Below are 19,733 nucleotides of genomic sequence, written 5' to 3'. Positions count from 1 at the left end.
CCTTGTCCGCATTGCTTTGGAAACCTTGCGGCGCCAAAGCCCTCCATTTGTCGTTCACTGTCGCCGCAGGCTTCAAAACCCTTGTTGGCGGCAGGCTGTTAATTATAATGTTTGTACCAGTTAGTTCATTTTTGTGTCAAGCGGCATGTCCGGTTAAAAAGCAGCTTTCATGCTGTTTTTTCATTTTCTGGATTTCTGAATAAAGTCTTTTTTATCAATGACTAATGCGGAAAAGCGCAATCACTTCCCGCGCGTCGTCGCATCGTCTCCGGCTGCTGTTCGGCAGTGCCCGAAAACCAAGTTTGCACACGAAATCGACCGGCCTTGCGGCTAGTTTTCGCCTGTGCCCAGCCTGTCTATCTGCTCGGCCAATCGCCCGGCGATCAGCAGCGAGGCGCCCGTTGCCGTCACCATTTGCGGCAGCGACAGCCATTCCAGCATCCAGCCCGCGCCAGATCGTTCCTGTTCGTGCACGAGCGACTGGTGCAGGGCGGATATCTGCACGGCATTGAAGCGTGCGAGCGTCACCAGCGTTTCGGCATTGACCGGGTTCTGTTTGTGCGGCATGGCCGAGGATCCGCCGCCACCGGAAAGGCGGATTTCCGCACCGAGTTCGGCCATCAGCGCAATATCCTGCCCGAACTTGCCGAGCGCGCCGGTGATCAGCGAGAGCAGATTGGCGAATTCGGCGATGCTGTCGCGCTGGCTTTGCCATTGCGGCCTGTCGGCAAGGCCGAGCCGTTTTGCGAGATCGGCACGCACCGCTGCGGCATTGTCACCAAGCTTTTCCAGGGTACCGGCCGCCCCGCCGAATTGCAGGGCGAAGCCGCTCTGCGTAAAACTTTCGAGCCGCAGCAGGTGGCGTTCCAGCGGCGCAGTCCAGCTCGCCGCCCGGTCGGCGACGGTGATGCCGATGGCGGCCTGCATGCGGGTATAGCCCGTCAGTGGGTTGTGGCCGTCGCGGGAGGCAAGGTCTCCCAGCGTATCGATTAGGCGGCCGAGCCGGGCGGAGATGATTTCCGTCGCAGCCTTCAGCCGCAGCATCAGGCTGGTATCAATGACATCCTGGCTGGTGGCGCCGAAATGCACCCTTTCCGCCGCCTGGCCGGCGACCGCCGCGCGCATCTGCCGGATGAGTTCGGGAACCACGACGCCGTCCTTCGCGACGCCATGGCGAAGCGCGGTCATATCGGCGGCAAAGTCCGAAAGCCGCGAAACGATTGCTTCTGCCGCATCCTCGGGGATGATGCCGGCCTGCGCTTCCGCCTGCGCCAGCCCCGTCTCGAAACGGACCATGGCGTCGATATCCGCTCTTGTCGAAAACAGCTCGACGATCTCGCTGTCGCCGAAGAGGCCTGACAAAAACGGATGCTCGAAGGGGGAAAGGCTCATCTTCCGTCTCGCTTTCTTTTGCGCGATATTCGTCAGATATCGAAAAACACGGTTTCGCCTTCGCCCTGAAGGCGGATATCGAAACGATAGACGTTGCCTTCCTCTTTTTTGGCGACAAGCGTGGCGATGCGGCTTTTCTGCTCGATGCGGGCAAGAACCGGATCGGCGGCATTGGCCTCCTGTTCTTCGGGAAAATACATGCGGGTCTGCAGGCCGATATTGATGCCGCGTGCGACGATCCAGAAGGTGATGTGCGGCGCCATCGGCCGGCCGTCGCGGAACGGCACCTTGCCCGGCTTGATGGTTTCGAAGACGAATTCGCCCGTATCCATGTCGCCGGGCGAGCGGCCCCAGCCGATGAAATTCGGATCTGCCTTGCCCCGCGTTTCGCTGGGGCTGTTGTAATAACCGTCGGTATCGGCCTGCCAGATTTCGATCAGCGCGTCCTTCAGCGCCATTCCGGCGCCGTCATAAACCGTGCCGCGCACGCTGATGCGTTCGCCCCGGGCCCTGTCGTTATAAAGCGGACCGGAGCCGAGATCCTTCTCGAACACGCCCTCGATGCCGACGAAATTCGGCGTGCAGCCGATATGCACGTAAGGGCCCGCCGTCTGCGAGGCGGTTTCCCTGAGATAGTTGAGCGGCTGAACCATGGTCAGTTGCCCTCCATGCGGTTTTCGAAAAGGGTCGAGCGGCGGCCGCGCAGGACGATGTCGAACTTGTAGGCCAGCATGTCCATCGGCAGCGTCGCATTCATGTCCAGCGGCGCGATCAGTCTTCTGATCGCATCCTCGTCCGGAATGGTTTTGACGATAGGACATTTCCAGATCAGCGGGTCGCCTTCGAAATACATCTGGGTGATGAGCCGCTGGGCGAAACCGTGGCCGAAGACGGAGAAGTGAATATGGGCCGGCCGCCAGTCATTGACGCCGTTCGGCCAGGGATAAGCGCCGGGCTGGATGGTCTTGAACCAGTAATAGCCGTTTTCGTCGGTGATCGTGCGGCCGACGCCGCCGAAATTCGGATCGATGGCGGCGAGGTAGCTTTCCTTCTTGTGGCGGTAACGACCGCCGGCATTGGCCTGCCAGAATTCCACCAGCGCGCCATCCACGCCGCGACCGCGCTCGTCCAGCACCCGGCCATGCACGAGAATGCGCGGCCCGACCGGCATTTCGCCGGGGCGGGCATAGTTGAGGATGAGGTCGTTATCCAGCGGGTTCAGCATGCCATGGCCGAAGACCGGGCCGGTGATCTCGCTCTTGGTGCCTTCCAGCGAAATCAGCGCGCGCTGCGGCGAGCGCAGGATCGAGGTCTTATAGCCGGGCGCATAGGCGAGCGGATGGATGTCGCGGTTGCGTGCGAAGAACGGTCCGGTTTCCGGCGGCTGGTTGCTCATTTCGTCTCCTCCTCATCGCCAGAATTATAAGTGCCAGAATTATCAGGGGAACTATCGGCTTTCATGCTGGCCAGGGCAAGCTTGGCGATCTTGAAAGCATGGTTGGCGGCGGGCACGCCGGCATAGATCGCCACATGCAGCAGCGCCTCGCGAATATCCGCCTCGGTGGCGCCGGTATTGGCGGTGGCGCGCACATGCATGGCCAGCTCTTCGTCCTGCCCGAGTGCGGCGAGCAGGGCGATGGTCACCATCGAGCGCTCGCGTTTCGTCCAGTGGTTGCCCGACCACACCGTTCCCCAGGCGGCTTCGGTGATGAGCTGCTGGAAAGGCTGGTCGAAACCGGACGTCATGGTCTGCGCCCGGTCGACATGGGCGTCGCCGAGCACGGAGCGGCGGGTCTTCATGCCCTGTTCGAATCTTGCGTTCTTGTCGATATGGTCCGCCATCGGTCAATGCTCCGGCAAGGTCTTGAGAAAAATGGAGGCTGCCTGCGCGTAGGCGAGCGGCTGTTCAAGGCAGGGAATGTGGCCGCAGCCGGCGATGGTGACGAGACGGCTTGCGGGAATGATATCCGCCAGCGACCGCACCAGTTCCGGTGGGGTGGAGCCATCCTGATCGCCCGCCACGCAAAGCGTCGGCACGGCGATGTGCCCAGCGGCTTCGGTAAAATCCGCATCGCGGATGGCGGCGCAGGTGCCGCTATAGCCGGCTTCCGGCTGTTGCGAGAGCATGTTGCGCGCGCCGGCATAGGCGGCATTGTCTGGCTTGCGGAAGGCGGGTGTGAACCAGCGCTCCATGACGGGGTCCACCAGTGAGACGAGGCCGTCCGCGGCGATCTTGTCGATGCGGGCGTTCCACATCTCGGCTGTGCCGATCCTGTGGGCGGTGTTGCTGAGCACCAGCGCGCGGACGAGATCGGGACGGCGGGCATAAAGCCCCTGCGCAATCAGGCCGCCCACCGACAGGCCCCAGATGATCGCGCTCTTCACGCCAAGATGATCGAGGAGTGCGATCAGATCGCCGGCATGATCGTCGATGGAATAGGGGGTGTGCCCGACATCCGAGAGCCCGTGGCCGCGCTTGTCGTGCAGCACATAGGCATAATCATCGCCGAGCGCTTCGGTGACCGCATCCCAGATGCGGAAATCGGTGCCGAGCGAATTGATGAAGGCGATGACCGGCTTGCCTGTGTCCAATCCCCTGACGCGGTAATGGATCACGGTCTCGCCGCAGCGCAGAAAATGCATGATGTGCTCCTCCTGCCGGGGATATTGCAAGCGGGTTCCGGTTAAGTAAAATGACATTATCGATGAAAATCATAACCTGTGGATTATATGAGCGATGGTCGATCAGCGTATCAAGTTCCGCCACCTGCAGACTTTCGTGGAGGTGGCGCGGCAGAAAAGCGTCATCCGGGCTGCGGAAATCCTGCATGTCAGCCAGCCGGCGGTGACGAAGACGATCCGTGAACTGGAAGATATTCTCGGCGTCTCGCTGTTCGACCGGGAAGGGCGCGGCATCCGCATCAGCCGTTATGGCGAGGTGTTCCTGCGCCATGCGGGCGCGACGATGACGGCGCTCAGGCAGGCGGTCGATTCGGTATCGCAGGAGGCGGCGCGCGCCGGTCCGCCGGTGCGGGTCGGCGCGCTGCCCACGGTGTCTGTTCGCATCATGCCGAAGGCGATGGCCGGTTTTCTGGCCGAGAAAACCGGCAGCCCGGTGAAGATCGTCACAGGCGAAAACGCCGTGCTGCTGGAACAACTGCGCGTCGGCGATCTCGATCTTGTTGTCGGCCGTCTGGCCGCGCCGCAGAAAATGGCGGGTTTTTCCTTCGAGCATCTCTATTCGGAAAAGGTGCGCTTCGTGGTGCGAGCCGGGCACCCGCTGTTGTCACCCGGCCTTTCGGTGTTCGATCACCTGCATGAATATCCGGTGCTGATGCCGACACGGCAATCGGTCATCGGCCCCGTCGTCGAGCAGTTTTTGATCGCCAACGGCGTGCCGGCCCTGCCGATCCGCATCGAAACCGTGTCCGACGCCTTCGGCCGCGCCTTCCTGCGCACCAGCGATGCGATCTGGATCATCTCGGAAGGCGTGGTGGCGGCGGATGTGGCGGATGGTATTCTGGCGATCCTGCCCGTCGAGACCGGCGATACCAGCGGCCCGGTGGGGCTGACGGTGAGGGCCGATACGCAGCCCTCGCTGCCGCTGTCGCTGCTGATGCAGGCTATTCGCGAGGCGGCGGGCGAGTTGCTGGATGGTAGGCCGGAGGCCGGTTCTTGAGATGAGGGTGGGGGTCGGAAAAGTCTGATAACCTCTCCTCCGTCATTCCGGCCTTGAGCCGGAATCCAGCCGCGACGCGTTCTGCGCCGTGAAAAGAGTCTTTTGCGATCAATGACTTGATCGCGCTGGACCCCGGATCAGGTCCGGGGTGACGGGTGTGGAAACGGTAGAGATAAAAGCCGCGTGTCTGGGGCAGCCCCTAATAAGGAAGCCCCACATAATTCTCCGCAAGCGCGGTGGAAGCGGCGCGCGATTGCACGAGGTAGTCCAGCTCCGCCTCCTGAATGCGCTGGCCGAAATCTCCGGTATCGGGAAAACGATGCATCATCGTCGTCATCCACCAGGAGAAGCGCACGGCCTTCCAGACGCGGGAAAGCGCCTTCTGCGAATAGCCGTCGATACCGGCCTCGGACTTCTCGCGATAAAATTCGATCAGCGCCTCGCTCAGATAATGCACATCGCTGGCGGCAAGGTTGAGACCCTTCGCGCCCGTCGGCGGCACGATATGGGCGGCGTCTCCGGCCAGAAACAGCCTTCCGAACCGCATCGGTTCACAGACGAAGGACCGGAGCGGCGCGATGGATTTTTCAAAGGACGGGCCGGTTACCATCACATTCGCATGGTTTTCCGGCAGGCGACGGCGGATTTCGTCCCAGAAGCGCTCGTCGCTCCAGTCCTCCGGCCGGTCCTCCAGCGAACATTGAATGTAATAACGGCTGCGCGTGTGCGAGCGCATGGAACAGAGCGCAAAACCGCGCGGGTGGTTGGCATAGATGAGTTCATGGTTGACGGGGGGCACCTCGGCCAGAATGCCGAGCCAGCCGAAAGGATAGACCTTCTCGAATTCCTTGATGGCGCCTTGCGGCACGGATTTGCGGCTCACCCCGTGGAAGCCGTCGCAGCCGGCGATGAAATCGCAATCGATCCGGTGGGTTACGCCGTCTTTCTGATAGGTGACATAGGGGCTGGCGCCATCGAAATCATGCGGTTCGACATTGCCGGCATCGTAGATGGTAACAAGGTTTGCCGCTTCGCGGACATCCATCAGGTCATGGGTCACTTCGGTCTGGCCGTAAACCATCACATGGCTGCCGCCGGTCAGGTCGAAGAGATCGATACGGTGGTCGCGACCGTCAAAGGTCAGCGAGAAACCGTCATGCGGCAGGCCTTCCCGGTGCAGGCGCTTGTCCGCGCCGACCTTTTCCATGAGTTGCACCGTGCCTTCTTCCAGCACACCGGCGCGGACACGGCCGAGGATGTAATCCTTGCTGACCCGGTCGAGAATGACGGTCTCGACGCCTTCTCTGGCCAGAAGCTGGCCAAGCAGAAGCCCTGAAGGGCCGGAGCCGATGATGACGACCTGGGTGCGCATTGTTTCCTCCCGAACTTGTCTCCGATCAAGAAATTGACCAAGCGACGCGGCAAGCTCAATGGACTTTCTGATCGGCAAATTGCACAATCCGACCATTGTGCGGAGGAGCGAAGGAACATGCGGCTTGCTGCGAGTGAGGGTTTGTATGGCGAAGAAGCGGTGCAAGGCACTGATTTCCGCTTTCATTGCGAGACGCTTTTTTCGAGAAGCAGCCTTCACCGCTTTGAAATCGGCCTGCACCGTCACGCTGCCTTTCAGCAAATCTTGTACATTTGGGGCGGCGAGGGCGATGCGCTGCTGGATGGCCGCATCGAGGCGATCCGCCCGCCGGTCGCTATTGTCGTGCCGCCGGGGTTCGAGCACGGCTTCCGGTTTTCACGCGATATTGGCGGGGTGATCGTTACCGTGCTGCCGAGCGCCCTGCCGGCTTCGGTGCAGGCGCTGTTGCTGCGGAATTTCCAGCGGCCTGTCCTGTTGTCACTGCGGGATTTTACCGATGGCGAACGCCTGCGCAGCGGGTTCGAACAGATTTCGGCTGAATATGAAACACGCGAGACAGGCCGGGATGCCATCATCGAAGGTCAGTTGGCCATCGTGACGGCGCTTCTGGCGCGGGCGGTGCGGCCGCTGCTGGAAGGAACCGGCGAAGGTCTTGCGGAACAGCGTTTCGAATTTTTGCTGTCGCTGATTGCACGCCATATTCGCGAGCCGCAAAAGGCGGAGTTTTACGCGAAAAAGCTCGGTCTTTCCGAGACCCATCTCAACCGTCTGGTCCGTTCCGTTTCCGGCCTCAGCCTGCAGCGGCTGATCGCTAAGCGTCAGATCGAGATCGCTCAGCAGGAGCTGATCTTTACCGTTTCCAGCGTGCAGATGATTGCGGAGGGGCTGGGTTTTGCCGACCCGGCCTATTTCAACCGGTTCTTCAAGCGCGAGACCGGCATGACCCCGCGCGCCTGGCGGCTGGCGGAGCAGCGGAAAATGGGGGATTCCGGCGCGCGGCAGGTGCCGCTTCAGACCAGCATTCTTGCCAGTTCCGGCTGAACGGCAAGAAGCGCGGGCAGGTATCGCTCCACGAGGTCCTCCATCGAGGCGACCGAGGCGGCAAGCCCGACATTGAGGGCGGCCACCGTCTGGCCGCGCATGGTTTTCAGCGGCACCGCGATGGAGCGAAGGCCGATCTCGACCTCCTGATCGATCAGCGCATAACCGCGATGGCCGGTGGCCTCGATTTCGGCGAGCAGGGCGTCCATTCTGGTGATCGTCTTTTCCGTGCGCGCCACCAGCCGGGAGGCTTCGAGAATGTCGCGCTGCCGCTCGGCCGTCTGCGCCGAAAGAAGAACCCGGCCCATGGAGGTGCAATAGGCGGGCAGGCGCGAACCCGGCATCAGCGCAATCGACATCACCCGCTGCTGCGCGGCGCGGGCGACATAAACGATCTCGGTCTCATCCAGAATGGAAACGGAGGTGCTCTGGCCGATCTCTTCGGAAAGGCGGTCGAGCAGCGGCTGCACGATGCGCGGCAGCGGCATGGTGGCCAGACAGCCGGTGCCGAGGCGCAGCACCTTCGGCGTCACGGTAAAGAACTTGCCGTCATAAGCGGCATAACCGAGTTCCGAAAGCGTCAGCAGGCAGCGCCGCGTCGTGGCGCGGTCCAGCCCGGCAATCTCGGCGGCATCGGAAATCGACAGGCGCGGCCGTTCGGCGCTGAAGGCCTCGATCACCCGCAATCCCTTGGCGAGACCGCCCATCATGTCTCTTTCGCTGACAGCCATGTCGCGGCTCCATTTGTGCGATATACGAACAAAAATCATATAGCGCACAAAACCCTTGCCGTCGAGGCGCTTTCGGATTTACCTCACGCTCAGGCAGCCTTGCGGGTTCCATCCGTCCGGCTGGATGGAGGTTTTAATGGACAAGACAATCAAGAGCGCGGAAGAGGCGCTTTCCGGCATCGGTGACGGTGCGACGATCATGATCGGCGGTTTCGGCGGCTCCGGCGCGCCCATCGAACTGATCCATGCGCTGATCGACAGGGGCCCGAAGAACCTGACGGTCATCAACAACAATGCCGGCAACGGCCGCATCGGCATCGCCGCGATGATCGACGCCGGCATGGTCAAAAAGATGATCTGCTCCTTCCCGCGCTCTTCCGATCCGCGCGCTTTCACCGACCGGTATCTGGCCGGCGAAATCGAGCTGGAACTGGTGCCGCAGGGCACGCTTGCCGAGCGCATCCGCGCCGGCGGTGCCGGCATTCCGGCCTTCTACACCCCCACCGGCTTCGGCACGGAACTGGCTGAAGGCAAGGTCATCGCGGAATTCGACGGCCGGTCCTACGTGCAGGAACGCTGGCTGAAAGCCGATTTCGCCATCGTCAAGGCCGAGCTTGGCGATACCTATGGCAACCTCACCTACAACAAGGCGGGCCGCAATTTTAACCCGCTGATGTGCATGGCCGCAAAGACCACCATCGCGCAGGTCTCGAAGATCGTGGCCGCCGGGGAGATCGATCCGGAGCATGTCGTCACGCCCGGCATTTTCGTGAACGGCGTCGTGGAAATCCCCGATCCCCAACAGGAAGAAGTTCTCATTCGCGCGGGAGTAGCCTACGCATGACCCAGACCATCGACACCCGCGAAGACATCAAGCTTTCCAACGCCCAGATCGCATGGCGCGCGGCGCAGGACATCGAGGATGGCGCTTATGTCAATCTCGGCATCGGCTTTCCGGAAATGGTGGCGCGCTACCAGCCGCCCGGCCGTCAGGCGATCTTCCATACCGAAAACGGCATCCTGAATTTCGGCGAAGCGCCGCCGGAAGGCGAAGAGGACTGGAACCTCATCAATGCCGGCAAGAAGGCCGTGACGCTGAAGCCGGGTGCGGCCTTCTTTCACCATGCCGACAGCTTCGCCATGGTGCGCGGCGGGCATCTGGATGTGGCGATCCTCGGAGCCTATCAGGTGGCGCAGAATGGCGATCTCGCCAATTGGCGCGTTGGCTCCAAGGGCGTGCCGGCCGTCGGCGGCGCTATGGATCTGGTGCATGGCGCAAAGCAGGTCTTCGTCATCACCGAACATGTGACCAAGAACGGCGAACCGAAGCTCGTTGAAAAATGCGCTTTTCCGCTGACCGGTGTTGGCTGCATCACCCGCATTTATACCAGCCATGCTGTCATTGACGTGGTGGATGGCCGTTTCGTGCTGCGTGAAAAACTGCCGGCGATGACCTTCGATGAATTGCAGGCCATGACTGGCGCGCCTTTGGCGGTCGATGGCGAGGTTGCCGATCTCGTCGCCCCGGAACTTTGAGGAAAAACCGATGACCGACGCATTCATCTGCGACTATATCCGCACGCCCATCGGCCGCTTCGGCGGCGCGCTTTCTTCGGTGCGGGCCGACGATCTCGGCGCGGTGCCGCTGAAGGCGCTTGTTGAGCGCAACCCTTCCGTCGACTGGGAAGCGGTCGAAGATGTGATCTTCGGTTGCGCCAATCAGGCGGGTGAGGATAACCGCAACGTCGCACGCATGTCGCTGCTGCTCGCCGGCCTGCCGGTTTCGGTGACCGGAACGACGATCAACCGGCTGTGCGGTTCGGGCATGGATGCCCTTATCGCAGCCGCCCGCGCCGTGAAATCGGGCGAGGCGGAATTGATGATCGCCGGCGGCGTGGAAAGCATGAGCCGCGCGCCCTTCGTTCTGCCGAAGGCGGAGAGCGCCTTTTCGCGCAATGCCGAAATCTACGACACCACCATCGGCTGGCGTTTCGTCAACCCGCTGATGAAGGCGCAATATGGCGTCGATTCCATGCCGGAAACCGGCGATAACGTCGCCATTGACTATCAGGTCTCCCGTGAGGATCAGGACGCCTTCGCCGTTCGCAGCCAGCAGAAGGCGGCCGACGCGCAGGCCAATGGCCGTCTCGACAGGGAAATCGTGTCCGTGACCATCCCGCAGCGCAAGGGCGATCCGCTGGTGGTCTCGAAGGATGAGCATCCGCGTGCCACGAGCCTTGAAGCGCTGGCGAAGCTGAAGCCTGTCAACAGGCGCGATGGTGCGACGGTGACGGCGGGCAATGCGTCCGGCGTCAATGACGGCGCGGCCGCACTCATCGTCGCATCGGCGGAGGCTGCGAAAAAATACGGGCTGACGCCGATTGCCCGCATTCTCGGCGGTGCCGCCGCCGGCGTGCCGCCGCGCGTCATGGGCATCGGCCCGGCCCCGGCCTCCGCAAAGCTGCTGGCCCGGCTCGGGCTGAAGCAGGAGCAGCTCGACGTAATCGAGCTGAATGAGGCTTTCGCCAGCCAGGGCCTTGCGACGCTGAGGCAGCTCGGCATTGCGGATGACGATGCGCGGGTGAATGCCAATGGCGGCGCCATCGCGCTCGGCCATCCGCTCGGCATGTCCGGCGCGCGCATTGCCGGCACGGCGGCGCTCGAACTTTCGCTGACCGGCAAGCGTCTTGCCCTCGCCACCATGTGCATCGGCGTCGGGCAGGGTATAGCCGTGGCGCTGGAAAGGGTCTGATTGTCTGGCGGCATTCGGCATCGCCAAAACGGTGCGAATGCCGCTGCCTCGATTTCTTCTTGAGTGACTTCTGCTCGTCCTGCACTTGGTTGGCGATTCTCTCGCCTTGGTACCTCCTTCATTCCTGTGCTTGTCACAGGAATCCAGCTGGCGCGCGTCTGCGCGGCGCAGGGAGTCTTTTCAGCCCAAGGACTTGGGCTGGCTGGATCTCTGTGACAAGCACAGAGATGAGGGAGACAACGGCATTTTAAAATGCCGATCTCGCAAATTCGGCACCTGCCTGACATTCACCTCCATGGCCCTCCCTGACGAAATCCTCCGGCATGCGTTGGATTCCATCATGATCCGTGACATGTTTTGCGAGATATGACAGGAATCTTTCCGTTTACGGGGTGCCCGCATGAAACGTCCGACCATCACAGATGTTGCGACAGCCGCCGGCGTCAGCGTCGCCACCGTCGACCGGGTGCTGAACGGTCGCCTACCGGTGCGGGAGGAAACCTCCCGGCGGGTGTTCGAGGCGGCGGAGAAGATCGGTTTCCATGCTACCAACATCATTCGCCAGCGCATGCTGGCCGATCTGCCGTCCTATAGTCTCGGCATCATCCTGCGCAAGGAACGGCACGCCTTTTACCAGACTTTTGCCGACGAGCTGGAGCTTGCGGCGCGCAACGTCAGGGATCGCCATCTCAATCTGCGCATCGAATTTGCCCAGTCGGGCGAGCCGAGCGAGCTTGCGGCCCTTCTGGCGGGTATGAAGGGCCGCGTGCAGGCCGTGGCGGCCACCGGGCCGGACCATCACGATGTCACCGCCGCCGTCGAGGCCCTGAAGGCGAAGGGCATCCCCACATTTTCGCTGCTTTCGGATTTCGCGCAGGGGGTGCGGGAAGCCTATCTCGGCGCCAACAACATGAAAGTCGGGCGCACGGCGGCCTGGATGATCTCGCGGCTGGCGCGCAGCAGAGGCAAGGTGCTTCTGCTGCTCGGCGGCCACCGTTTTCACGGTCATTCGTTGCGCGAAACCGGCTTTCGCAGCTATATGCGGGAATATGCGCCGGAATTCGAGGTGATGGATGCGCTGATCACGCTGGAAACCCGGCGGCTAACCTATGAGTTGGTGATGGACACCATCGCCAAGCACAAGGATCTGGTCGGCATCTATTGCATCGGCGGCGGCATGGAAGGCGTCATCGAGGCCCTGCAGCAGGAAAACCGGCAGGAGGCCATCGTCTGTCTTGTGAATGAACTGACGCCCGAATCCCGTCAGGCGCTGCTGGAAAAGCGTATCAGCGGCATATTCCAGACGCCGCTCCGTGAATTATGCGCGGACCTCATCGCCACCATGGTTCACAGCATCGAACATGGCATGGCGGAAACGCCGGGACAGCGGTTTGTACCCGCCCATCTGTGGGTTCCTGAAAGCCTTTGATGGTTTGATAGATTCTATCATAAATTCCGCGTCTCTTTCTATCAGCCTTGATGGTTTCGGTTGCCGCTGACCCGTTGACGCCGGACCAGGACTGGGAAATCTTGCCTGCGTGTGGAGCGGGCAGGAGGCTGATCCACGACAATAACGATGTTTCGGATTGCTTCAGGCTGCGGACTTCTTTTCGCGGCGACGGGTATTTTTTGCCGGAAAACGGTGGCGGCGCGATGGGCGCTGGACCGTGCAGCCGGCTCTTTTCAAGGGTTTTGGAGGAGAACGACATGAAAAGACATTTCGCGATTGCAGCGCTCGCCACCATGCTGGCGACGACCGCCTCGGCGGAAACCATCGGCGTTTCGATGGCCCTGTTCGACGATAATTTCCTGACCGTGCTGCGCAACGGCATGATCGATTATTCCAAGGGCATGAGCGGCGTTTCGCTGCAGATCGAGGATGCGCAGAACGATGTCGGCAAGCAGTTGAGCCAGGTGCAGAACTTCGTCGCCGCCGGCGTCGACGCCATCATCGTCAACCCGGTGGATACGGATGCTACCGTGGCGCTTTCGCAGGCTGCCGCTGCCGCCGGCATTCCGCTCGTTTATGTCAACCGCCAGCCGGTCAACCTCGACAGCCTGCCGGAAAAACAGGCCTTCGTTGCCTCCGATGAAAAACAGTCCGGCACCCTGCAGACGCAGGAAGTCTGCCGCCTGCTGAAGGAGGCCGGCAAGGCGGAAGCGAAGGCGGTGGTGATGATGGGCGAGCTTTCCAACCAGGCGGCCCGCATGCGCACGCAGGATATCAAGGACGTGGTGGCGACGCCCGATTGCAGCTTCATCAAGCTTGTCGAGGAACAATCCGCCAACTGGTCGCGCACTCAAGGCTCGGACCTGATGACCAACTGGCTTTCGGCCGGGGTGCAGTTCGATGCGGTGATTTCCAACAATGACGAAATGGCCATCGGCGCGATACAGTCTCTGAAGGCGGCCGGCCGGTCGATGGATGACGTCATCATCGCCGGCATCGACGCCACGCAGGACGCGCTTGCCGCCATGGCGGCGGGTGAGCTGGATGTGAGCGTTTTCCAGAATGCCGCCGGTCAGGGCAAGGGCGCGGTTGATACGGCGCTGAAACTGGCAAAGGGGGATGCGGTGGACAAGAAGGTTTTCGTACCCTTCGAACTGGTCACACCCGCAAACCTCAAGGACTATCAGGCCAAGAACTGAGACCGTTCGGGCCAGACAACGACGTGACAGACCGAAGACGCTGAAGGCGGGGGGAGGATATTCCGGCTTCAGCGATATCAGTGCGATTGAACCAGCGGAGATTTTCCGCGGGAGGAAAGACTTTGAAAAACCTGTTGATGGCGACTGCGCTCTGCATTTTCGCAACGCCTGCCCTTGCCGAGACCCGTGTTGCGGTCTCCATGACATCGTTCGACAATCCGTTCCTGACGATTTTGCTGAACGGTATCAGGGCTGAGGCCGGGCGTGACAAGAACATCGAGCTTCTGGTGGAGGACGCCCAGCTTGATCCTTCGAAACAGCTCAATCAGGTGCAGAATTTCATCGCCAACGGTGTCGATGCGATCATCGTCAATGCCGTGGATGGCGATGCCACTTCGGCGATCACCAAGGCCGCATCCGCCGCAAAAATCCCGCTCGTCTATGTCAATCACCCGCCGGCAGAACTGGAAACCGGCCTGCCTGATGGCACGGCCTTCGTCGGTTCCAACGAACTCGATTCCGGCACCATGGAGGCGGAAGCCGCCTGCAAGCTGATGGGCGGCAAGGGCAAGGCCGTGATCCTGATGGGACCTTTGGAAAACCATGCGGCGCTGGTGCGCACCAAGGATGTGGAAACGGTGTTTGCCCGGCCGGACTGCAAGATCGAAATCCTCGAAAAGCAGACGGCGAACTGGAGCCGCACGCAGGCGCAGGACCTCGTTTCCTCCTGGCTGACGGCGGGCATCCAGTTCGATGCCGTCATCGCCAATAATGATGAAATGGCGATCGGCGCCGCGCAGGCGCTGAAGGCGGCGGGCGTTTCCATGAAGGATGTGGTCATCGCCGGCATCGACGCCACGCCGGACGGCCTTGCCGCCATGCAGGCCGGCGATCTCGACATTACCGTCTACCAGAACGCGACGAAGCAGGGCGAGGTCTCGGTTCAGACGGCGGTGAGGGCCGCTGCCGGGCAAGGCACCGAGAAGACGCTTTGGGTGCCCTTTGAACTCGTGACCCCGGAAAACATGTCCGCCTACGCCAAATAAGCGGGGGCTTCGACCCGGTCCATCTATCACTCCACTGGAAACAGCCATGAAACATACGCTCGACCCCCACATGTTCCGACACCTTTCGCTGGCCGAGACCTGCCGCAAGGTTGCCGATCTCGGCTATGATTACGTCGAACTTTCACCCCGTCCGGATTTCCTGTCCTGGTGGACCCGGCCGAAGGTCTATCCCGAACGCGTCGCCGAATTCAAAAAGGCGCTGAAGGACCATGGTGTCGGCCTTGCGACGCTGCAGCCCATGTATCGCTGGGCAAGCCCCTATCCGGACGAATGGGAGGTCGCGATCGACAACTGGAAACGCGCCATCGAGATTGCCGTTGAGATGGAATGCCCGATGTTCGTTTCGGAATTCGGCCGCGGCGGTTCGCCGGATCGCAGCCTTAACGACCGTTCCGGCCTGCATCGCCCGGAAACCTGCGAAGCGCAGTTCTTCCGCGCCATGGATATTCTGGTGCCGATCCTTGAACGGGAAGGTCTGATGCTATCGCTGGAGGCCCATCCCGAAGACTGGATCGAGGAGATCGCGCCTGCCATCGACATTATCAAGACCATCAATTCCAAGGCGGTAAAGGCCTCCTTCATCGCGCCGCACACGTTCTTTTACGGGCCAGACATGGTGGCTAACCTGCGTGCGACCGAGGGCCATCTGGTGCATGTGCGCCTTGCCGATACCTATGATCACAACAAGTCGTCGCAGCTGCGCTACATCGTCAATCCCCCCGGTTCCAAGGTCAGGGTGCACCAGCACACCGATTTCGGCCAGGGCGAGATCGACTGGGAGACCTTCTTTGCGACGCTCGCCGACATGAAATTCGACGGCGTGCTCTCGAACTGCGTGTTTGCCTGGGAAGATCGTGTCGATGAAAGCGCGCGGTTCATGCTCAGCGAAACCCGGCGATACGTCGCCAAATACTGGAAATGAGGTTTTTCAAATGACTGTCAGAATTGGTGTCGTCGGCACCGGCGCAATCGGGCGTGATCATGCCCGCCGTATCAACAAGGTTCTGGGCGGCGCGAAGATCGTTGCGCTGAGCGACGTCAACCGCGCCTCCGCCGAGGCGGTCAAAAACGACATCGCCCCGGATGCCGTCGTTTTCGCCACCGGTGAAGAGCTGATCGCATCGCCGGATGTGGATGCCGTGCTCGTCACCTCATGGGGCGCAACCCATGAGCAATATGTGCTGGCGGCAATCGCCGCCGGCAAGCCGTGTTTCTGCGAAAAGCCGCTCGCAACAACGGCGGAAGGCGCAAGACGCATCGTCGACGCCGAGGTGGCGCATGGCAAGCGGCTGGTTCAGGTGGGCTTCATGCGCCGATATGACGCCGGTTACGTGGCGCTGAAACAGGCCGTCGATAGCAGGATCGGCGCGCCGATCATGGTGCACGCCGCCCACCGCAACCCGGCGGTTCCGGAGCAATATGTCACCCCGATGGCGATCCATGACACGATGATCCATGAGATCGACGTGCTGCGCTGGCTGCTCGACGATGACTATGTTTCGGCGCGGGTTCTCTTTCCCCGTTCGGCGGCCAGAAGCCATGCGCGGCTGAAGGACCCGCAGATCGTCATTCTGGAGACGGCGAAGGGCACGATCATCGACGTCGAAATCTTCGTCAATTGCCATTATGGCTACGATATCCAGTGCCAGGTGGTGGGCGAGGACGGCATTGCCAGCCTGCCGGAGCCGATGTCGGTGCAGACCCGCCTTGGCGCCAAGCTGCAGAACGATATCCTGACCGACTGGAAAGACCGGTTCATCGCCAGCTACGATGTGGAATTGCAGGACTTCATCCATGCGGCGGCGAAGGGCACGGCATCGGGACCCAACGCATGGGACGGCTACGTGGCCGCCATCACCTCCGACGCCTGCGTGGCCGCGCAGGAAACGGGCGGGGCAGCAGTTGAAATCAAGCTTCCTGCCCGTCCCGCCCTTTATCAGTGAGGTCTTTCATGCGTTTTGCCATCAACCACATCACCGCGCCGAAGCTCTCCCTTGAGGCGTTCTTTGCGGCAGCCCGCGAACTCGGCCTGACAGAAGTCGAAATCCGCAACGACCTGCCTGATATCGTCGGCACGGTGGATCCGGCCGAGGTAAAGGCGGCGGCCGAAAAGGCCGGTGTGACGATTATCTCGATCAATGCGCTTTATCCCTTCAACGTCTGGTCGGGCGACCTGCCTGCGCGGGCCGTCGCCATGGCCGATTATGCGGCGGCAAGCGGTGCCAAAGCGCTGGTGATGTGCCCGCTCAACGACGGTACGCCGGTGTCTTTTGACGATCTCGTCACGGCGCTGAAGGCCATGAAGCCGATCCTTAAGGAACGCGGCCTGATCGGCTTCGTCGAGCCGCTCGGTTTCCCGATCTCTTCGCTGCGCACCAAGGCCGAAGCGATCAGGGCCATCGATGCGGCCGGTGGCGGTGACGTCTACAGGCTGGTGCACGACACCTTCCACCATCACCTTGCGGGCGAGACGGAGTTCTTCCCGGAGCGAACGGGACTGGTCCACATTTCCGGCGTGATCGATCCTGCCGTCTCCGTCGCCGACATGCTCGACGCCCACCGCGTTCTGGTGGATGGCGGCGACCGGCTGGAAAATATCGCCCAGATCAGGACGCTCGAGGCGGTCGGTTACAGGGGACCTTACAGCTTCGAACCCTTCGCGACGGAAGTGCACGAACTGAAGGATCCGGCCGCTGCCGTAAAGAGCAGCATCGACCATATCTCCCAGGCGCTCTGACCGCCTTGCCGCCCGCGGTTCGCTGCGGGCGGCGTTTCTTGCGGGAGATTAAAAACCAGAGAAATCAATTCCGCATTTACGGATGATGCTGTAGTCTTCGAGCGACGAGAGAGCAGCAAACAGGCACGGGTATTCTTCAGATCGACTGCGTGAGGCAGGCTTTCTGCCCGCACCGTCCGAAGTAGAGTGGTTGAATTTCCCCTTTATGAAAATAGACAGGAAAACGACGCTTAAGGACGTGGCGCGGGAGGCGAATGTTTCGCTGAGCACGGCTTCGCACGCCATCAACGGCACAGCACCCTTGACCACGCAGGTTCGCGAGCGGGTGCTGGAGGCTGCACGCACACTCGGTTATCTCGAAAACCGGCGACAGAAGGCGACCATCGCCACTTTGCGTGTTGTGCTTCTGGCCATGACCAATGATGCCGCCCCCCAGAGCGATCTCAACATGGTCAGCTGGACGATGCTAAACGGCTTCCGGCGCGAATGCGAGCGGCGCGGCATTCGCATCGTTCCCTATGTCAGCACAACGAGCCGGCTCGATCCGGTTGCGGTGGCAGCGGCGGCGGATGCCGACAATGTCGACGGTATCGTGATCCTGAACGATGACAGGCCGCAGCTGGTCGAGGCGCTGTCTGCGCTTTCGCGGCCGGTGGTGCTGATCAATGGCGAGGACCCGGCCATGATCGTCGATACGGTGACGGCCGAGAACCGTTTTGGCGCGCGGCTCGGTATCGAACATCTGCTGTCGCTCGGGCATCGCAATATTCTGCACATCACCTGGAAAGGGCGCACGACGATCCGCCGCCGATATGACGGTTATAGCGATGCGTATCTCGCGGCGGGTCTCACTGTTCCCGCCGATATGGTCATCGAGGTGGAGAGCTATGAGCCGGAATGGGGTGAGGCCGCCACCCGCCGCCTGCTGGCCGAGGAAAAACCGCTCAGAAACGCCACGGCGATTTTCTGCGCCGCCGATAATCTGGCGCTCGGTTGCCTGAAGGCCCTGACGGAAGCCGGAATCCGGGTGCCGGACGATGTTTCGGTATTGGGGTTTGACGATATCATGCCGGCGGCCTTCAGTACCCCGCCGCTCAGCACCATCCAGTTGCCCGCCGACAGGCTGGGCGGTGCGGCGCTTGCGCTGCTGGAGCAGCGGCTTGTGGCGGCCGATCCCACCCGCCCGGCGCACCGGCTGGAACTCGGTTGTCGCCTTGTGCTGAGGGGCAGCATCGCGCCGCCCCCCAAATGATTTGTCGTTTTATTTCATCCCCGTGCCGGCAATCCCTGTCGTGATGTAACGCTGCAGGAACAGGAACACGACGGTGACTGGCGCCAGGCTGAGGAAGGTCATGGCGAGGATATAGTGCCATTGCACCGAAAACTCGCCCTGGAAGGCGTTCAGCCCCACCTGCAGCGTGAAGTTCTCGCGGCTGCTGAGAACGATCAGCGGCCAGAGGAAGTCGTTCCAGCGCCAAAGCACCGAAAAGATGGCGAGAACCGCAAGCGCCGGCGCCGTCAGCGGCAGGATGATGCGCCAGAAGATACGGAATTCGCTTGCCGCATCGACGCGGGCCGCCTCGATCAGCTCATCGGGAATGGTCAGCATATATTGCCGCAGCAGGAACACGCCGGTCGGCGTCGCAACCGTTGGGATAATGACGCCCCAGAGATTGTCGACGAGGCCGACGCCGACGATGACCAGATAGGCCGGTACCATGACGACGGTGAGCGGGATCATCAGGGTGGAGATGATCAGCACGAAGATCGCCTTCTCGCCGCGGAAGCGGTACTTCGACAGCGCAAAGGCGGCCATGGCATTGACGATCAGCGTCAGGACGGTTGCGACGAAGGTGACGAAGACCGAGTTCTTGAGGAAGGTCAGGAAGCTGAAGCGGGTGAGCGGATCGGTGAAGTTCTCCGTCGCGATAGTCAGTTTCTGGACGGGTGTTATTTCCCGCGTATCGACGCTGACCGGTGGGCCGGGATTGGCGGGGTCGACCATCTGGGCTTTCAGGCCGATGCGGCGGACCATGGCCATTTCCCGCTCCATGCCGTCGATGGGGGCTTTCCAGAGGCTGAGCGGCTTGTCGTAACCCTGCACGTCCACCTGCACGGCGGCGCGCGGCAGAAGGCTCGGCGGAAACCGGGTGATTTCGGCTTCCGGTTTCAGCGATGACATGGCGGCCCAGACGACCGGGATGAGGACGGCGAGCGTGCCGCCGATGAGCCAGACCCATGACAGGATATCGGTGAGACCGATCCGGCCGGGGCGGCGGGTGCGCGTGAGGAAGGAGACGGCGTTGGACATGG

At 61.5% G+C, this 19,733-nt stretch carries 20 protein-coding genes; 12 read left to right on the top strand and 8 right to left on the bottom strand.

Going from position 1 to position 19,733, the window contains the following annotated elements:
- Positions 1–330 precede the first annotated feature (330 nt).
- The 5 genes from BTE54_RS16395 to pcaD are packed head-to-tail and all read right to left on the bottom strand — an operon-like array spanning position 331 to position 4,035.
- Positions 331–1,392 carry a 3-carboxy-cis,cis-muconate cycloisomerase gene (locus tag BTE54_RS16395; RefSeq protein ID WP_078053174.1) on the bottom strand — a complete coding sequence of 354 codons (1,062 nt, stop codon included), beginning with the start codon at positions 1,390–1,392 and terminating at the stop codon, positions 331–333.
- A gap of 32 nt (positions 1,393–1,424) precedes the next feature.
- Positions 1,425–2,045, bottom strand: a complete 621-nt coding sequence (gene pcaG, locus BTE54_RS16390; protein WP_078053173.1) for a protocatechuate 3,4-dioxygenase subunit alpha — start codon at positions 2,043–2,045, stop codon at positions 1,425–1,427.
- Positions 2,046–2,047: 2 nt separating this feature from the next.
- A complete protein-coding gene (gene pcaH, locus BTE54_RS16385; protein ID WP_003505508.1) occupies positions 2,048–2,788 on the bottom strand; it encodes a protocatechuate 3,4-dioxygenase subunit beta in 741 nt (246 codons plus the stop codon).
- On the bottom strand, positions 2,785–3,234 hold the full coding sequence (gene pcaC, locus BTE54_RS16380) for a 4-carboxymuconolactone decarboxylase (RefSeq protein ID WP_020811506.1): 450 nt from the start codon (positions 3,232–3,234) through the stop codon (positions 2,785–2,787). The genes pcaH and pcaC overlap by 4 nt, the downstream gene beginning before the upstream one ends.
- 3 nt (positions 3,235–3,237) lie before the next feature.
- Positions 3,238–4,035, bottom strand: coding sequence for a 3-oxoadipate enol-lactonase (pcaD, locus tag BTE54_RS16375; protein WP_078053172.1), 798 nt, complete (start codon positions 4,033–4,035; stop codon positions 3,238–3,240).
- A gap of 94 nt (positions 4,036–4,129) precedes the next feature.
- Between pcaD and pcaQ the strand changes: the two genes are divergently transcribed.
- Positions 4,130–5,071, top strand: a complete 942-nt coding sequence (gene pcaQ / locus BTE54_RS16370; protein ID WP_078053171.1) for a pca operon transcription factor PcaQ — start codon at positions 4,130–4,132, stop codon at positions 5,069–5,071.
- A 199-nt stretch (positions 5,072–5,270) separates the two neighbouring features.
- Here pcaQ and pobA read toward each other — a convergent pair whose 3' ends face one another.
- Complete coding sequence (gene pobA / locus BTE54_RS16365) at positions 5,271–6,443, bottom strand: 4-hydroxybenzoate 3-monooxygenase (protein WP_078053170.1); 1,173 nt, start codon at positions 6,441–6,443, stop codon at positions 5,271–5,273.
- 117 nt (positions 6,444–6,560) lie between these two features.
- Between pobA and BTE54_RS16360 the strand changes: the two genes are divergently transcribed.
- Complete coding sequence (locus BTE54_RS16360) at positions 6,561–7,484, top strand: helix-turn-helix domain-containing protein (protein WP_078053169.1); 924 nt, start codon at positions 6,561–6,563, stop codon at positions 7,482–7,484.
- On the opposite strand, the gene BTE54_RS16355 is transcribed toward BTE54_RS16360, so the two are convergent.
- On the bottom strand, positions 7,454–8,215 hold the full coding sequence (locus tag BTE54_RS16355; protein WP_078053223.1) for an IclR family transcriptional regulator: 762 nt from the start codon (positions 8,213–8,215) through the stop codon (positions 7,454–7,456). The genes BTE54_RS16360 and BTE54_RS16355 overlap by 31 nt on opposite strands.
- 136 nt (positions 8,216–8,351) lie before the next feature.
- Between BTE54_RS16355 and BTE54_RS16350 the strand changes: the two genes are divergently transcribed.
- The 10 genes from BTE54_RS16350 (at position 8,352) to BTE54_RS16305 (ending at position 18,672) form a co-directional block, all read left to right on the top strand.
- Positions 8,352–9,059 carry a 3-oxoacid CoA-transferase subunit A gene (locus BTE54_RS16350; RefSeq protein ID WP_065655334.1) on the top strand — a complete coding sequence of 236 codons (708 nt, stop codon included), beginning with the start codon at positions 8,352–8,354 and terminating at the stop codon, positions 9,057–9,059.
- Positions 9,056–9,751 carry a CoA transferase subunit B gene (locus BTE54_RS16345; RefSeq protein ID WP_059758412.1) on the top strand — a complete coding sequence of 232 codons (696 nt, stop codon included), beginning with the start codon at positions 9,056–9,058 and terminating at the stop codon, positions 9,749–9,751. The genes BTE54_RS16350 and BTE54_RS16345 overlap by 4 nt, the downstream gene beginning before the upstream one ends.
- A 10-nt stretch (positions 9,752–9,761) precedes the next feature.
- Positions 9,762–10,967: a 3-oxoadipyl-CoA thiolase gene (gene pcaF / locus BTE54_RS16340; protein WP_078053168.1), complete on the top strand. Its 1,206-nt coding sequence runs from the start codon at positions 9,762–9,764 to the stop codon at positions 10,965–10,967.
- Between the two features lie 400 nt (positions 10,968–11,367).
- Entirely contained in the window at positions 11,368–12,396 is a 1,029-nt protein-coding gene (locus BTE54_RS16335; RefSeq protein WP_078053167.1) for a LacI family DNA-binding transcriptional regulator, read from the top strand.
- 278 nt (positions 12,397–12,674) lie between these two features.
- Complete coding sequence (locus tag BTE54_RS16330) at positions 12,675–13,616, top strand: sugar ABC transporter substrate-binding protein (protein ID WP_078053166.1); 942 nt, start codon at positions 12,675–12,677, stop codon at positions 13,614–13,616.
- A gap of 137 nt (positions 13,617–13,753) precedes the next feature.
- Positions 13,754–14,662: a sugar ABC transporter substrate-binding protein gene (locus BTE54_RS16325; protein WP_198939172.1), complete on the top strand. Its 909-nt coding sequence runs from the start codon at positions 13,754–13,756 to the stop codon at positions 14,660–14,662.
- A gap of 46 nt (positions 14,663–14,708) precedes the next feature.
- Positions 14,709–15,605, top strand: a complete 897-nt coding sequence (locus BTE54_RS16320) for a sugar phosphate isomerase/epimerase (RefSeq protein WP_078053164.1) — start codon at positions 14,709–14,711, stop codon at positions 15,603–15,605.
- 10 nt (positions 15,606–15,615) lie between these two features.
- Positions 15,616–16,626 (top strand): Gfo/Idh/MocA family oxidoreductase, encoded by a 1,011-nt coding sequence (locus tag BTE54_RS16315; RefSeq protein ID WP_078053163.1) that lies wholly within the window; start codon positions 15,616–15,618, stop codon positions 16,624–16,626.
- Positions 16,627–16,634: 8 nt separating this feature from the next.
- Positions 16,635–17,420 (top strand): TIM barrel protein, encoded by a 786-nt coding sequence (locus BTE54_RS16310; RefSeq protein WP_078053162.1) that lies wholly within the window; start codon positions 16,635–16,637, stop codon positions 17,418–17,420.
- Between the two features lie 205 nt (positions 17,421–17,625).
- A complete protein-coding gene (locus BTE54_RS16305; RefSeq protein WP_198939167.1) occupies positions 17,626–18,672 on the top strand; it encodes a LacI family DNA-binding transcriptional regulator in 1,047 nt (348 codons plus the stop codon).
- 9 nt (positions 18,673–18,681) lie between these two features.
- On the opposite strand, the gene BTE54_RS16300 is transcribed toward BTE54_RS16305, so the two are convergent.
- Positions 18,682–19,731, bottom strand: coding sequence for a carbohydrate ABC transporter permease (locus BTE54_RS16300; RefSeq protein WP_020808844.1), 1,050 nt, complete (start codon positions 19,729–19,731; stop codon positions 18,682–18,684).
- Positions 19,732–19,733 lie beyond the last annotated feature (2 nt).

This window comes from Agrobacterium sp. YIC 4121 (assembly GCF_002008205.1).
GTDB classification, from domain to species: Bacteria; Pseudomonadota; Alphaproteobacteria; order Rhizobiales; family Rhizobiaceae; genus Agrobacterium; species Agrobacterium leguminum.
Note: the sequence above shows the minus strand (reverse complement) of the source record. Positions and strands in the feature narration are given on the sequence as shown.

Bases quoted from the DNA above. Each gene is read 5' to 3' on its own strand.
- BTE54_RS16395 (WP_078053174.1), bottom strand. From the start codon at position 1,392: ATGAGCCTTTCCCCCTTCGAGCATCCGTTTTTGTCAGGCCTCTTCGGC.
- pcaG (WP_078053173.1), bottom strand. From the start codon at position 2,045: ATGGTTCAGCCGCTCAACTATCTCAGGGAAACCGCCTCGCAGACGGCG.
- pcaH (WP_003505508.1), bottom strand. From the start codon at position 2,788: ATGAGCAACCAGCCGCCGGAAACCGGACCGTTCTTCGCACGCAACCGC.
- pcaC (WP_020811506.1), bottom strand. From the start codon at position 3,234: ATGGCGGACCATATCGACAAGAACGCAAGATTCGAACAGGGCATGAAG.
- pcaD (WP_078053172.1), bottom strand. From the start codon at position 4,035: ATGCATTTTCTGCGCTGCGGCGAGACCGTGATCCATTACCGCGTCAGG.
- pcaQ (WP_078053171.1), top strand. From the start codon at position 4,130: ATGGTCGATCAGCGTATCAAGTTCCGCCACCTGCAGACTTTCGTGGAG.
- pobA (WP_078053170.1), bottom strand. From the start codon at position 6,443: ATGCGCACCCAGGTCGTCATCATCGGCTCCGGCCCTTCAGGGCTTCTG.
- BTE54_RS16360 (WP_078053169.1), top strand. From the start codon at position 6,561: ATGCGGCTTGCTGCGAGTGAGGGTTTGTATGGCGAAGAAGCGGTGCAA.
- BTE54_RS16355 (WP_078053223.1), bottom strand. From the start codon at position 8,215: ATGGCTGTCAGCGAAAGAGACATGATGGGCGGTCTCGCCAAGGGATTG.
- BTE54_RS16350 (WP_065655334.1), top strand. From the start codon at position 8,352: ATGGACAAGACAATCAAGAGCGCGGAAGAGGCGCTTTCCGGCATCGGT.
- BTE54_RS16345 (WP_059758412.1), top strand. From the start codon at position 9,056: ATGACCCAGACCATCGACACCCGCGAAGACATCAAGCTTTCCAACGCC.
- pcaF (WP_078053168.1), top strand. From the start codon at position 9,762: ATGACCGACGCATTCATCTGCGACTATATCCGCACGCCCATCGGCCGC.
- BTE54_RS16335 (WP_078053167.1), top strand. From the start codon at position 11,368: ATGAAACGTCCGACCATCACAGATGTTGCGACAGCCGCCGGCGTCAGC.
- BTE54_RS16330 (WP_078053166.1), top strand. From the start codon at position 12,675: ATGAAAAGACATTTCGCGATTGCAGCGCTCGCCACCATGCTGGCGACG.
- BTE54_RS16325 (WP_198939172.1), top strand. From the start codon at position 13,754: ATGGCGACTGCGCTCTGCATTTTCGCAACGCCTGCCCTTGCCGAGACC.
- BTE54_RS16320 (WP_078053164.1), top strand. From the start codon at position 14,709: ATGAAACATACGCTCGACCCCCACATGTTCCGACACCTTTCGCTGGCC.
- BTE54_RS16315 (WP_078053163.1), top strand. From the start codon at position 15,616: ATGACTGTCAGAATTGGTGTCGTCGGCACCGGCGCAATCGGGCGTGAT.
- BTE54_RS16310 (WP_078053162.1), top strand. From the start codon at position 16,635: ATGCGTTTTGCCATCAACCACATCACCGCGCCGAAGCTCTCCCTTGAG.
- BTE54_RS16305 (WP_198939167.1), top strand. From the start codon at position 17,626: ATGAAAATAGACAGGAAAACGACGCTTAAGGACGTGGCGCGGGAGGCG.
- BTE54_RS16300 (WP_020808844.1), bottom strand. From the start codon at position 19,731: ATGTCCAACGCCGTCTCCTTCCTCACGCGCACCCGCCGCCCCGGCCGG.